Source organism: Streptomyces sp. NPDC032126 (genome assembly GCF_055580085.1).
This window is the reverse complement of record NZ_JBVIMA010000001.1, coordinates 1,877,962-1,891,670: the sequence shown is the minus strand read 5'-3', so window position 1 is coordinate 1,891,670 and position 13,709 is coordinate 1,877,962. Positions and strand designations below refer to the sequence as shown.

Here is a 13,709-nt window from a genome sequence, read left to right as displayed (position 1 = left end):
AAGATGCCGATCCAGACGTCCAGCAGCCGGCTGCATCCGCTGCCGCGTCCGGCACCACCCGGCGCGTCAGCTGGAAGTCCACCATCACGGTCGAAGCAGTCCGCTACTTTGTTCCGTACGAGCTGATCGACAGCCTGGTCTGGGTCGCCCGTCACCGGCGAGGCCGGCACGGCGAACCGGTCTTGGAAAGCGTACTCGGTGAGCCCCATGGGGCGGTGACAAGGTCGACCTCGGCCGATGTTCATCATGGCGCCGCCCGGATCCCCAGGACCCGGGCGGCGTCGTGTGGTCGGCGTGGGTGTCAGGGAGTCAGCTGCCAGCGGGCGATGTAGCCGACGTCGATGGCTGCCCAGTCCTGCACGCGCAGGGTCCAGGTGCCGTTGATCGGTTGCGCGGAGGCGTCGACGGTGAAGGTCTGGTCGACGTTGTCGGCGGAGCCGCCGCTGCGGTTGAGCAGGGAGTAGACGGTGCCGTTGGGGCCGACGAGGTCGACGGTGAGGTCACCGCGGTAGGTGTGGACGATGTTGACGTAGACCGAGGTGGTCGCGGAGGCGTTGCCGTCGCGGCCGGTGATGGTCAGTGGTGACTCCACGGCGGGCCCGACGTCGGGGATGTCGACGCGGGTGTTGCTGGCGTAGACGTAGCCGATCTTCCAGGTGAAGGTGTCCGTGGCGGTCGCCCCGGTGCTGTCGGTCACGGTGATCGTGACGTCACTGGTGCCGACGGTCGTCGGGGTGCCGCTGATCAGACCGGTCGGGCTGATGCTCAGGCCGGCGGGCAGTCCGGTGGCCTCGTAGGTCAAGGCGGCGCCGGTGTTGGTGGTGTAGGCGTCGAGCTGGAGGCTGACGCTCTGGTTGATGCCGCTGATCTGGTCGGCGGTCGGGGCGAGGTTGACGCCGAGGGCGATGCGGTGGCCGACGTTGATCGCGGCCCAGGCGTCGGCGACGGCGAGGTAGGTCGGGCTGTAGGCGCCGAACAGGTCGGTGGCGGCCGACAAGGTGGCGGTGCGGGCGCCGGCGTAGTTGGTCGTGGAGGTCATGTACGTCGTCAGCGCGCGGTACCAGATCGCGGCGGCGTTCTGGATGCCGATGCCGGTGACGGGCTGCCCGTCGTACGTCGGGCTGTCGTAGGCCACGCCATTGACGGTCTTGGCGCCGCTGCCCTCGGAGAGCAGGTAGAAGAAGTGGTTCGCGGGGCCCGAGGAGTAGTGGACGTCGAGGCCGCCGAGGGTGGAGCTCCAACTGTCGCGGGAGGCACCGTCCTTGGAGGGCTTGTCCATGTAACGCAGCGGTGTTCCGTCACCGTTGATGTCGATCTTCTCGCCGACGAGGTAGTCGCCGGGGTCGGCCGGGAGGTTCTCGTAGAACTCGACGGCGGCGGCGAAGATGTCGGAGGTCGCCTCGTTGAGCCCGCCGGACTCCCCCGAGTAGTTCAGGCCCGCGGTGGCGGCCGTGACCCCGTGGCTCATCTCGTGGGCGGCCACGTCGAGCGCGGTCAGCGGATGGGTGTTGCCCGAGCCGTCGCCGTACGTCATGCAGAAGCAGGCGTCCTGCCAGAAGGCGTTGACGTAGTTGTTGCCGTAGTGGGCGCGGCTGTAGGCGGCGACACCGTCGTTGCGGATGCCGTTGCGGCCGTAGGTGTCCTTGTAGTAGTCCCAGGTGGCCGCGGCGCCGAACGCCACGTCGACGCCGGCGGTCTGACGGTTGGACGGAAGTCCATTGCCCCAGACATCGTTGTCGTCCGTGAACAGGGTTCCGGTGCCCGAGGTGCCCTGGTTGAGGTCGTACGTCCGCTGCCCGGCCCGGTCGGGGTCGACGAGCTGGTACGTCGAACCGGACAAGGTGGAGCCGACCGGGACCTCGCCGGCGTACTGGCCGGTGCCGGAGCCGGTGTGGACGTGCTCCGCCGCCAGGAGCTCCTTGCCGGTGTCGGCGTCGGTGACGACCTGGAGTTCGCTGGGGGTGCCGTCCTTCTGGACGCCCTCGACGAGGGTCTCCCAGGCCAGCACGGGCTTGCCGGTCCCGGCCCAGACCACCAGGCGGGGCGCCCGCTCCGTCTCGGCCCCCTTGACCTTGTCCTTCTTCGAGACGCCGAGGGCCTTGGTGGCGGCACCGGCGGCGGTGAGCTTCGGACGGAGCGAGGGGAGTTGGAGTCGGGCGGGGCTCGCCTTGGTGACGGTCGTACGACCGCTCTTGTCGTGGACGACCAGGTCGCCGCCGAGGACGGGCAGCCCGGCGTAGGTGCGCTCGTAGCGGGTGTGCGTGGTGCCGTCGGCGTCCTTGATGACGTCCTTGACGACGAGCTTCTCCTGGGTGCCGAGGCCGATCCGCTGTGCCGTGCGGGGCGCCGCGGACCGGGCGCTCTTCATCAGGGCGGCGCGGCGGGCGGGCGTCAGGGACGACTGGGCGGCGCCGGCCCTGGGGGTGGCGGTGATCTTCGTGGGGCCCGGGTCCGCCGGGACCGCGGTGGCGAGACCGGGGGCGGCGAGGGCGAGCAGGGAGCCTATGGCCGTGAGGGCGAGGGCGGTGGTGTGTCTGCGCCCGACGAGAGCGCGGCGTCGCAGGGACAACGGGTTCTCCTTCGATACAACGGACGGCCCGTGGTGGGGGGTCGTGGAGGTGACGGAGCGGCGGTGTGTGCCGGTCCGGAGTGCTGCACGGCATGCGGGTTGAAGGAGGTGGGGGGTGGAGGGCGGAGGCTTGCTCCGTGTGGGGATTTGGTCAAGGAATGGTGAACTTCCGCAGAAGAGTGGCACTGCGCACACAGTTTTGTCATGGGTGCGCCAAAGCAACGGCTGGAATTGACCTTGCCGGGCGGGCATATCGGCACAGACGGCACCGGTTTTCGGCCGCACGCCAAGGGCAGGGTGAGGGTCGCCATCGGGTGGGTTTGATCTACGGCGCGAAGCCGCCGGCGTGCGGCGCCGCGGCGGGCGTGCCCTCGATGACGGGGTTCGTCGTGCTGTGCTCTGCTCAGTCGTCACCGGCCTCGCTTGTCGCGGTGGATGCTTGGTTGGTGCCGCCTCTATGTCACCGCGATCGAAGATCCTTTCCCGGAGACGGAGTTGGGCAATTGCTGGGAGTGGCTTCGGGAGGAAGCTGGGATGCTGCTGGGACGTCAGCCCCGAGGAGGCTGAGGACGGCCCGCTGGTAGACGGCGTACACCGTGGGGAGTTCGGGAAGGTGGGCGCGTTCGTCGATGCCGTGCAGGCCCTCGTACGGCACGCCGAAGCCGGCGGTGGCGGCGATGCCCTCCCCGGCAGCAGGTTGCCGATGTTGGACGGGCCCGCGCCTGCTGCCCGGCCGGCCGCACGGCCGCCCACGAAGCACAACGGGTCTCACTGCTCTCTGAACCAGCACGGCCTGCCAAGCCTGAGCGCCCGCTACTCGGCCATGATCGAAGTGGTGGCGGACATGCCGCCGATCGTCATCAGCGATCTGTTCGGCGTCAGCTCCCGCACAGCCCACAAGTGGGCCCCCTTCGCACGGGGCAGCTGGGCAGACTACCTCGGCGTCCACCAGAGCGAGGAAGAGATGGTCGGGACTACCAACCCACCGGGAGCGGACCGGAGGTCGCGCTGCAGCTCCGCGCCATTCTAAGGGGACGGTGCGGGGCCGTCGTCAGTCTCCTGCCATGTACTCGTGTCCGGATTCCAGCGCAGGGTCTTTCCACGCACTTGCTCCGAGGAAACATCGAGTTCTATGACGGCGAGTCGGGCCTCCTCGGTGAAATCGTCCGGCAGAACTAGGGTCGTGGAATTGAACGTTTGTGGATCCTCGATCTCCAGATTCCTGGAGGTTCTATTGCGTCTGCGCGTTACCTTAATACGCCCGAGCGCCTGACTGGTGGACTCTCCAAACCTTTCTCCGAGCTTCGTTGCAAACGTTTCGAGGAACGGCCCCAGCAGCTTGACGGCCAGGAACCCGACGACGATCTCCTCAAAGGCCGAAGCGGGCGCCGCATGGACGTCGTCCCACTGGCCTGATGCACCGTCCTGGGTTTCCTTTACTATCTCTGCGGCGCACGGCGACGTTGAATGAGACCGCTCCCGGCTCGGAGAGTCGTCTTCGACCGAGGGTCGGGGCACCAGCGGACCCATTAGGTTCCTGATCCGTCGAGGGAGGGTTTCCCGCTTCCAGAGAGCCGCATTCCTGGCCTGCTCCTGCGTGCCAGCCTTTTGGAATATCCTTGTGGCCTGGCCAAATGCACATCCGGCGCCAGAAAGCGCCCATTCACGTTGCCTGATGATGCCAGCGTTTCGTTCGTCTTTTCCGAACCAATTTCCCCACGTGGTTTCGGGATCACCCCCGGTCTCCGCTAACTCAATGCCGCGCTTCATCAGAATCTCCGCTTGGAACAGTCGGACGTCTGGGCTGGGGGCAGTTTCATCGGCCTGGTCATGGAAAAACCTTGCTTCCTCGATGCGGCCAGCTTCCTCCAGGGCCTGACCGAGCACAGTCAGGGCCAACGCTTCGCCAGCGACATCGCCGCGTTCCCGAGCCTTGGTGACAGCTTCCCAACCAGCATCGACGTCGAACGCGATGTCTGTCCGACGCTGAACTTCGCGGTGAGCGGAACCGCCGCGGTTCCTGAGGGTCGGCTCTGACTCCAAGGCGCCGTCCTGCGGCGATGACTGCCCCGGGACCGGTTGACTGTTCGATCGGCGAGCCGGCTGTGTGGGGCGAGTCTGCTCCGACTCCAACTGGCCATCCTCATCTGCTCTCACCAGAAGCCTCCTTCGGAACTCGACGCAGCAACCAGTGAATCAGTCCGAATAGTTCCCTCCCACACCCTGTTTCAGCGACTCCGGAAGTGACGCGGTGCGGTACGACTGTCCAGTCTTTCGTGAGTCCACCTGCGCTGGTCCGCCGCAGTATCCTCCCCGACATCAGCAGCCATGAAGGCCGCGTGATCCGCGGCGTTCACCCTTGCGGCCTCTGATCCGGCACCGAACTGGCCGCTCAAAACGGGGGCTTCCGCTGCCTGTTTGACGACGGCGGGAAATAGCGCAGGGTCGGAACACTGCCTCCTCACCAGTAGGACGTCGAGGCGAAGGCGCCGTCACGAACCCGGTCGCCGTGCCTTCCTCCGGGGCGACCGACAGCGCGAGCAGCGCTGTACCTACCAGGACCGCGAATCCGAACGCCATGACGACCGCATGCGCCGGATGCGCGGCGGGGGCACTGCCCCGGAGCCTGCTTCCGGCGGTCGGGCGTCAGGGAGCCGTCAAGAGTCGGCGGAGGCCGCGTCCAACGGGGCCCGTGACCAGGCCCGCAACCAAGTACGGCACCCTGTGACGCGTGTCCTCCCTGCCTCGCCCGTCTCAACTCACGCCGCCAAGCAGCCACATGGTCGTCTGCGATGACGACGCGCTCGCCCACCGGCTCGCAGCCGAAATGCAGGAGGTCCGCTGGGAGCGGGTCACGCTCGTCGTTCCCGAAGCCGACGACACAGGCGGAACCGGCCGCACGGGCGCGGAGTCGGCGCACTGCCCGGGCGTGATGACCAGCGAGAGCACCCTGTAGCGGCCGTCCGCGCTCAGGTGGATCTTGGGGCCGAGAGGACGTCTGAGTAATGCCTACTCCCCCTCGCACCCAGGCATTGAACCGAGCGCCGGCGACGTGTTCTGTGACCCGTATGGTTCCCACGGATCGCCTTCTCGCCTTCACGGCCATGTCATTCCTGCTCATCGTGATTCCCGGCCCCAGCGTGCTCTTCGTGATCGGGCGTGCTCTCGCGCAGGGTCGACGGGCCGCCCTGACCACGGTTGTCGGCAACACCCTCGGGGCGTACCTCCTGGTCGTGGCCGTGGCGTGCGGGATCGGATCGATCGTGGAACGGTCGGCCGTGCTGTTCCTGTCGCTGAAACTGGCCGGTGCCGCCTATCTCGTGTACCTGGGGGTGAAGGCACTGCGCACACGACGGTCGATGCGCACTGCGTTCGACGGTCACCAGGCCGGCCGCGGTGGACTGGTCACCCTCTGGGAGGGGTTCGTCGTCGGGGTGTCGAATCCCAAGACGATCGTCTTCTTCGCCGCGGTCCTCCCCCAGTTCGTCGATCGCGACCGGGGGAATGTCGTGACGCAGATACTGCTGCTCGGTCTGGTGTTCAACCTCATGGCGGTCGTCTTCGACAGTCTGTGGGGTCTGACGGCCGCGACGGCCCGGGACTGGTTCGCCCGCTCGCCCCGGCGTCTCGCGGCCATCGGCGGCGTCGGCGGGCTCACGATGATCGGGCTGGGGGTCACCGTGGCCGCGACCGGACACACGGACTGACCGGCTCCCGCGCCGCGACGTGTCGGTCTCAGGAGGAGCCTTCAAGGGCGGTAGCGAGGTGACTGCGGTGGCTGGTGCCCAGCACTCTCCGCTCGGCGGGTGGCAGTCCCTCGGCGACGAGAGCCCGGGAGAATTCGCTGAGCAGCAGCGGTTTGCCTCCGGTGGCCTAGGGCCTGTCCGGCGGATCAGGTCGCAGGATATCGGCGGGACCTCGTCAGCGCAGGTGAGCGGGGCCTGGTGCGGCCAGCTGCAAGGCGGAGGAGCGCGGCGATGCGGAGCATCGGCAAGCGACGACAACGCCGCAGATGGGCGTGCCAGGCCCCGCGTCTGCGGCATGATCCGCCGGACAGGCCCTAGTGGCAGGCGGCGGCGAAGGCCGGGGCGGGTTCCCTGCTGGTCGGACAGCAGCAGGTCGGTCAGATGCTCGGCGGCGGCGCCCTGCTCGCCGAGGCGCGGGGTCACGACGAGCAGGAGCCGCAGGTCCGGCAGGCGCGGCAGCAGATGGGCGAGGAACCGCAGCGATGTCTCGTCGCCCCAGTGCAGCTCGTCGACCGGGTCGCAGAGTGCAGCAGCGGCTCGTAGAGCTGTCGTACGAGTCTCAGCGACGGACGGGGCCGGGCTGATCATGGCCGGACGTCGAGTGTGATGCCGCGGGCTCGGAACGCTCCGGTCAGGTCGTCGGACAGGAAGCGTCGCGCGTCGGTGTCGCCCTTGAGATGCCCGTCCATGTGGGCGGTGCACAGCGCGCGCAGGGTGTCGCCTCCGTGCGCGGCGGGGCACAGTTCCGCGAAGGGCCGCGATGCCTCGGCCAGGGCGACCAGATCCATCCCCGCGATCCTCATCTGTCCGCTCAGCCACATCTCCCGGACCGAGTCGTGCGCCACCTCGGCGTCGTCGTTGAAGTGGGTATGGCCGGCGCCCCGCAGCGCGGCGAACTGTTTGGGGGCGGCGAGGTGTCCGTGGAGGTCGAGCATGTCGTCCACGGAGATGACGGCATCCTGCGCGCCCGCGAGGAGGAGGACGGGCACCGGTCTGCGCCAGGCCGCCGACCTGAGCAGGGAGCCGAGCAGCGGGGACTGCGGAAGTCGGCCGCGACTGCCGGTGGGGACGGCCACCGCGAGGACGGCACCGATGCGGTCCTCCTCCTCGACGACCTTCAGGGCGGTCCACCCGCCCAGGGAGATCCCGCAGATGCCGATCCGCTCGGGGTCGACGAGGTCCGCCACCCGTGTCGGCCCTGCTCCTTTCAGCAGGCTGTCCAGGAGGAAGCGCACGTCGGCACGGCGGTCGCGGAGGGTCTGCGGCAGGCCCGTGTCGAAATCCAGTTCGGCGCTTCCGGCGGCGGTGAGGGCGTTCTGAAGGTCCTCGGCCGTGTCCCCCGTGAAGTCGGGGGCCGCCACGACGTATCCGCGTGCGGCCAGGTGGGTGCACAGGTGGGAGGCGTTGCGGCGGTGCCCCCAGGCGCCGTGGCAGTACACCACGAGCGGGAAGCGGCCCTCGGCCGCGGTGGCGTCCCGTACGGCGTGCTGGGTGGCCGGGGGCAGTCCCGGGGCGGCAACGTAGTGGTCCGCCGTCCGGTCGTCGAGGTCCTGGCCGCGGTGGGCGGCCGTCGCGGGGTACCAGATCTCGACGGGCAGCCGGCGCTCGCGTGACGCGTCGACGAGGTGGGTGGTGATCACGCCCGCCGGGGCCGGACCGCGGGCGAAGGGGTCGTAGGGCATGTCGCTCCTCGAAGCCGTGCCGGAGTGCGTACGGCCGTCAGCCGGCCGGGAGTCCGGACGCCGCCAGTTGGCTGCGTCGGCTGATGCCGAGCTTGCGGTACGCCGCCGACAGGTGGACCTCGACCGTCTTGGGCGTGACGAACAGTTCCTGTGCGATCTGGCGGTTGGTCAGTCCTCTGGTGGCCAGTTCGGCCACTCTGCTCTCGCTCGGAGTGAGGGACTCCGGCCCGCTGACCGCGGAGGTGCGCGGGCGGGCTCCCGCCGCCCGCAGTTCGTGCCGGGCGTGCTCGGCGAGCGGTGCGGCACCGCACCGGTGTGCGAGGTCGAGTCCCTGCGCGAGGTAATCGCGTGCCTCGGCGCGGGAGTTGCCCCGGCGTGCGTCGGCTCCGAGGTCGATCAGGGCCCTGGCGTACTCCAGCCGGGCCGGGGTGTCGCGCAGCACGTCCACGGCCTCGCGCAGGAGTGCGGTGCTCTCGGCGCGGGGCGCGACCAGACCGGCGACGCGCAGGGCGCGGCCCTGGGCGTGGGGAGCGCCCCAGGCGCGCGCCAGGCGCAGTTCGTCCGCCGCGTACCAGCGCGCCTCCTGTTCGCGGCCCAGCGCGCGCAGCACTGTCGCGGCCAGCGAACGCCAGGGCAGGACGGCCGGGTTGCGCCGCCCGTAGATCCCGTAGCGGCGCCCGGCCTCCAGCACGGCCGCCAGGGCTTCCTCGTAGCGGCCTTGCTGGGCCAGGACGACGGCCTGCGCGTACCGCGAGTAGTAGAACGGGCCGACCTCCTTGAGCGCGTCCGCGGGCGGCAGTTGCCCGAGCACCTCTTCCGCCTCGTCCACGCGTCCCTGCTCGGCGAGGGCCTCGGCCAGCCAGGCCAGTGTCGTGGGCCGCGTCATGGACACGTTGACGGCCATCGCGGTCTTCAGCGCGTCCCGCAGGTCGGTCGTGGCCTCCGCGAGGTCCCCTCTCAGCAGCCAGCCCCAGCCCCGGTACGTCTGCGCCGCACTGATCGACAGCAGGGACCCGGTCGCCCGCGCCTGAGCCAGCATGGCGTCGCACGCTTCAAGGCCCTCGTCGAGGTCTGCGGAGAGCAGGCACATGGAGATCGCGACCTGGATGAAGGCCGAGTCGGTGCCGGGCGCCCGGCCGGGGGCGCGGGCCGCGACCCGGCGTGCGCGGTCCCTGCTCGTGGGGTCGCAGCGGTGCATGTCGTAGGCGGCGATCATCGTGTCGAGGGCGCGGGCTCCGGGCGTATGGGCCTCGGGCAGCAGGCGCAGGTGGGTCACCCGCTCCAGGACGCCGTCCCATCCGGTGGCGAACAAGGCGACGACCATCAACGTGGCCTCAAGGCCCCGCTTGAGGTCGTCCTCCTCCTCGGGGAGGGCGTCGACGGCCTGTGTCAGCCGGGACACAGCCTGGTCGGCGTCCTTGAAGGCGAGCAGACGTGCCATTTCCCGTATGCCCGCGTGACGGCCGGCGACCACCGGGTCACCGGACAGCTCGGCGGCGGTGTCCAGGTACTGCACGGCGGAGCGCACGTCGGCCAGGAAGCCCGCCTCGCCCGCCTCGGTGAGGACGCCGACGCGTTCCTCGACGTCGCGGGGAGGCTCGGCGAGGGCGCGGCGCAAGTAGGCGAGCGCGGCTTCCGGGGCGCTGGTACGCACGGCGTCCGCGGCGGCCCTGCGCAGTGCGGTGACGATGTCCGCGTCACCGGCCGGCGGCAGCTGGAGCAGATGAGCGGCGATCTGTTCCGCGCGTGCCCCCTCCTCCGCCAGCCGCGTCGCGGCCCGGCGGTGCAAGCGCGAACGGTCGAAGGCCGCCGTCGATTCGTAGACGGCGGCCCGCACCAGGGGGTGGACGAACTCCAGCCGGGCGCCGCCGGCGAACGCCGTGTCCTCCCCCGGTTCCGGGGACTGCAGGAGGTGGACGGCCTGGAGGTGGGCCACGCACTGCGGCACCTCGCTCATGGCCAGGTCGGCCACCGCTCCGGCGAGCTGCGCGGTCGCGCCCGGGCCGAGGGCGGCCACCGCCCGGGCCAGAGCGGTGGCCTGCGATGACAGTCGGCCCAGTTCCACCGCGACCCGTCGTGACACCGCGCGCGAGCCGATCAGTTCCACGCGCTGCGCGGTCGCCGCGTCGGGTTCGAGCCCCTCGCCGCTCACGGCACGGGACACCTCGTCCAGCAGCAGGGGGTTGCCGCCGGTCGCGGTATGGCAGGCCGCGGTGAATTCCGGGGCCGGCGGTCGCCCGAAGTGGGCGGTGAGCGCCTGGGCCACCGCCTCGGTCCCCAGCGGGACGGGGCGCAGTACGTCCCACTGCTGGTCGGCGAGCAGGACGTTCAGCAGCTGTTCGGGCCCGCCGGGCTCGTCGGGCCGGAGTGCCGCCACGACCAGCAGCGGCAGGCCCGTCAGACGGGGCATGAGGTAGAGCAGGAAGCGCAGGGACGATTCGTCCGCCCAGTGCAGATCGTCCACGAGCAGGGCCAGGGGCTGGTCCTGGGCGATGTTCGACGCCAGCCAGAACAGCGAGTTCAGGAGGGCGAACTCGCCCGGCGGAGTCGTCAGGGAACCGCCGTACCCCAGAGCCGCCCCCGCCGTCGCGGCGGGTCCGGACAGCCAGCGCTCGCGCTCGTCGTCGGGGGCCGTCAGCAGCAGCCGGTCGAACAGCTGGCGGACGAGTCCGAAGGCGTACTCGCGCTCCAGTTCGGAGCCTCGCGCCGAGAGCACGCGCATGCCGGCGTCCCGGGCGAGCGCACCCGCCGCCGTCAGCAGCCGTGTCTTCCCGAGCCCCGCGGGTCCCAGCACCTGCACCGGTCCGCCGTCGCCCGAGCCCACCCCCGCCACGGCGGCGCGCAGCCGCTCCAGCTCCGCCTCACGCTCAAGGAGAACACCTGGCATGCCCTCATTCTGCGCCTGATCCGGTTCCGGTGGGGGTGGGTGCTGTATGGGGCGGGCATGCCCGGGCGCGCGGTAGGTGCTGTTCGCGAACCGTTGGAGCGTGGCTCTCCCACTGAGCCATGCCCCGCTCCGCCGTACGGCAGGTTGAGTAAGAGTTGCTGAACCGGTCCCGCTCCCGCCTGCCTACGTTGGAGGCGACGACGGACGGTAGCCGCCCCGGTCCGGATACTCCAGGCCCCCACGCCCGCGGCCGTCTGCACCTCCGCGCCCCTCAGGAGCAACCCGATGGCCACACATCCCTCAGCATGGCAAAGCGTTCCCCTGCCCCAACGGCACGCCTGGAGCCGACGGCAGATGTGGCTCACCGCCGCCACCGCCGCACAGCTGCCCGACCTGACCGGCATGCGGCTCGCGGCGGCGGTCCACCTCGACATCAAGGCCGCCGTCTTCCTTGAGGCCTTCGCGGACGTCGGCGCCCAGGTCGCCGTCATGCCGGTGAACCCGGCTACCACCAGAGCCGATGTCGCCACGTACCTGAACGGCCGGATGCGGGTGTTCGCCATGGACGTCGCCGACGCTCCGCCCGTCGAGGCATGCCTGGACTGGGGGCCCACCCACACCCTCGAAATGGGCGCCGACCTCACCACGGCCGCGGTGGCGCGCGGCCACGACGGGCTCACGGCCGCCATCGAGGTGACCCGCTCCGGCATCACCCGGCTGCGGGGCCTGGACCTGCCGCATCCGGTGTTCGACCTGGACCGCGTCCCGCTGAAGAACAACGTCCACAACCGCTACGCCGTGGGCATCAGCACCTGGCAGGCGTTCATGAGCCGCACCAACCTCACCCTGCACGGCAGCGTGGTGGTGGTCGTCGGCTACGGCGAGGTCGGCTCCGGTCTGGCGCGTGCCGCCGCCTCCCTGGGCGCACGCGTGCTCGTCGCCGAGGAGTCCGCCGAGCGCCGTCTGATCGCCGAGTACGAGGGCTACGAGACCGGCACCCTCGCTCTCCTCGCGGCACGGGCGGACGTCCTGGTGACCGCCACCGGCCGGGAACGCGTCATCTCCGAGAACGTGCTCCCCCTGCTGACGAGCGGGTGCTTCGTCCTCAACGCGGGCCACTCCGCGGACGAGATCGCACTCGACGTGCTCGGCCCGGGTACCGAGGTGCTGCCCCACGTCACCAGCCACCAGCCCTTCGCCGGCGAGATCCTGCTCCTGTCCGGCGGCCACCTCGTCAATCTCGCGGCCGGGGACGGCGACAGCCTCAACTCCTTCGACCTGACCTCCGCGTTGCTGGTCTCCGCCGTGGGCTGGGCCAGTTCCCGGGCAGTCGGCCACCCGCCCGGCGTCCACCCCCTGCCGCCCGAGGCCTGGGCACCCTCCATCGAAAACTACTGACCCGGCGCCCCCGCCGGACGGGCATGCGCCGGCCCGATCGCAACGGCACGCCCCAACCCGAAGGCCCAAGGGCGCCCCCAAAGCTTGGGGTCCCGCCCCGACGCGGCGGGCACGCCCTGACGGTGTGCTGGTTCCAGCGGGTGCCGCGCGGGTGGGAGCAGCGTCTCACGGCACCCGCCTCCCTCAACTGCCACCCGATCCATTCGATCGACCCCGCCTCTCCCTCTTTGCCTCCGCATCGCGGAGCAAGCCATCTCTTGGAGGAACCATGTCCCCCTACGCTCCCCTCTCGACGGACGGCGGCGCCCCCGGGCCCGAGCCCGGCCCCGCAGGCAGCGCCGCCGAGGCCGGAGGGGCCGCGGGTGCGCGTACCGGCCACGGGCCCTCCGGCCTGAGGCTCGCCGTCGTCCTGGCCTGCGCGCTGGCCATCGTTCAGCTCGTGATCGTCATCGCCTTCGCCTGGCCCAACGCCAGGTCGGGCCCCCATGACGTGCCGGTGGTGCTGGCCGGACCGGGCAAGGCGGTGGCGGCCGTCGAGGACCACATGGCCCGGGCCAAGCCCGGCGCGTTCGACACGTCGAGCGTGGGTGACGAGAAGGCCGCCCGTCAGGCCATCGAGGACCGTGACGCGTACGCGGCCATCGTCGCCGACCCGGCAGGCCCCAAGGTGCTGGTCTCCTCAGCCGCGAGCGCGGCAGTCGCCGCCGCCTTCACGCAGATGGCCGGCGAGATCGAGGAGCAGAGCGGCAAGCCGGTCGCCGTCGAGGACGTCCGGGCCGCCCCCGGGAAGGACCCGCGCGGTGCCGGCTTCGCCTCCTCGCTGCTGCCGCTGGTGCTCACCGGGCTGATCGGCGGAGTCCTCATCACCCTGAAGGTCACGGGTCTGCGCAACCGGCTGGCGGCGGCCGCGACGTTCGCCGTGGCGGCGGGCCTGTGCACCACGGCGGTCGTGCACGGCTGGATCGGCGCGCTCGACGGGAACTACCTGGCCGAGGCGGCGGCGGTGGGACTGGTCGTGTTCACCATCACCGTGACCGTGGCCGGACTGGGCACAGCGCTGGGGCACCAGGGCATCGGACTCGCCCTGGTCACCATCCTGCTGCTGGGCAACCCGCTGTCCGGCGTCTCCACGGCACCGGAGATGCTGCCCCAACCCTGGGGCGCCCTGGGCCAGTTGCTGCCGCCGGGCGCCGGAGCCTCGCTGCTGCGGTCGACGAGCTTCTTCGACGGCGCCGGTTCGGGCGGCCCCCTGGCCGTACTGCTGGCCTGGGCCTCTCTCGGCCTCACCCTCCTCGTGGTGGCCGGCGCCCGGGCGGGACGGGCCAAGCACCTCACCGCCGCCGTCTGAGCCCTCGCACCGCCGCGTGTGCCCGCGTCCCGACCGGACGCGGGCACTTCGCTGTCCGGCTTCCACCGGCGAGGAACCA

10 protein-coding genes and 1 pseudogene are annotated in these 13,709 nt (G+C 70.7%); 6 read left to right on the top strand and 5 right to left on the bottom strand.

Features of this window, described 5'->3' with window-relative positions; translation table 11 throughout:
* Positions 1-301 precede the first annotated feature (301 nt).
* From ACZ5NW_RS08010 to ACZ5NW_RS08000, 3 genes and pseudogenes are all read right to left on the bottom strand, one after another.
* Positions 302-2,569 (bottom strand): M4 family metallopeptidase, encoded by a 2,268-nt coding sequence (locus tag ACZ5NW_RS08010; RefSeq protein WP_468742859.1) that lies wholly within the window; start codon positions 2,567-2,569, stop codon positions 302-304.
* A gap of 460 nt (positions 2,570-3,029) precedes the next feature.
* Positions 3,030-3,301 (bottom strand): annotated as a pseudogene (locus tag ACZ5NW_RS08005) (M20 family peptidase); the annotation flags it as partial.
* Positions 3,302-3,595: 294 nt separating this feature from the next.
* Positions 3,596-4,339, bottom strand: coding sequence for a hypothetical protein (locus ACZ5NW_RS08000; RefSeq protein ID WP_468742858.1), 744 nt, complete (start codon positions 4,337-4,339; stop codon positions 3,596-3,598).
* A 12-nt stretch (positions 4,340-4,351) separates the two neighbouring features.
* Between ACZ5NW_RS08000 and ACZ5NW_RS07995 the strand changes: the two genes are divergently transcribed.
* The 4 genes from ACZ5NW_RS07995 to ACZ5NW_RS07980 all read left to right on the top strand — a co-directional run bounded on the left by ACZ5NW_RS07995 (position 4,352) and on the right by ACZ5NW_RS07980 (position 6,858).
* Positions 4,352-4,606, top strand: a complete 255-nt coding sequence (locus ACZ5NW_RS07995; RefSeq protein ID WP_468742857.1) for a hypothetical protein — start codon at positions 4,352-4,354, stop codon at positions 4,604-4,606.
* Between the two features lie 742 nt (positions 4,607-5,348).
* On the top strand, positions 5,349-5,525 hold the full coding sequence (locus ACZ5NW_RS07990) for a hypothetical protein (protein WP_468742856.1): 177 nt from the start codon (positions 5,349-5,351) through the stop codon (positions 5,523-5,525).
* Between the two features lie 112 nt (positions 5,526-5,637).
* Positions 5,638-6,276, top strand: coding sequence for a LysE family translocator (locus ACZ5NW_RS07985; RefSeq protein ID WP_468742855.1), 639 nt, complete (start codon positions 5,638-5,640; stop codon positions 6,274-6,276).
* Positions 6,277-6,696: 420 nt separating this feature from the next.
* Positions 6,697-6,858 (top strand): hypothetical protein, encoded by a 162-nt coding sequence (locus ACZ5NW_RS07980; protein ID WP_468742854.1) that lies wholly within the window; start codon positions 6,697-6,699, stop codon positions 6,856-6,858.
* Positions 6,859-6,899: 41 nt separating this feature from the next.
* Here the strand turns inward: ACZ5NW_RS07980 and ACZ5NW_RS07975 are convergent, their stop codons facing one another.
* Together ACZ5NW_RS07975 and ACZ5NW_RS07970 are read right to left on the bottom strand one after the other, a co-directional pair.
* Complete coding sequence (locus tag ACZ5NW_RS07975; RefSeq protein ID WP_468742853.1) at positions 6,900-7,997, bottom strand: alpha/beta hydrolase family protein; 1,098 nt, start codon at positions 7,995-7,997, stop codon at positions 6,900-6,902.
* A gap of 37 nt (positions 7,998-8,034) precedes the next feature.
* A complete protein-coding gene (locus ACZ5NW_RS07970; RefSeq protein WP_468742852.1) occupies positions 8,035-10,884 on the bottom strand; it encodes a helix-turn-helix transcriptional regulator in 2,850 nt (949 codons plus the stop codon).
* A gap of 285 nt (positions 10,885-11,169) precedes the next feature.
* Between ACZ5NW_RS07970 and ACZ5NW_RS07965 the strand changes: the two genes are divergently transcribed.
* Complete coding sequence (locus ACZ5NW_RS07965) at positions 11,170-12,282, top strand: NAD(P)-dependent oxidoreductase (RefSeq protein ID WP_468742851.1); 1,113 nt, start codon at positions 11,170-11,172, stop codon at positions 12,280-12,282.
* A gap of 268 nt (positions 12,283-12,550) precedes the next feature.
* Positions 12,551-13,630 carry an ABC transporter permease gene (locus tag ACZ5NW_RS07960; RefSeq protein WP_468742850.1) on the top strand — a complete coding sequence of 360 codons (1,080 nt, stop codon included), beginning with the start codon at positions 12,551-12,553 and terminating at the stop codon, positions 13,628-13,630.
* Positions 13,631-13,709: the final 79 nt, after the last annotated feature.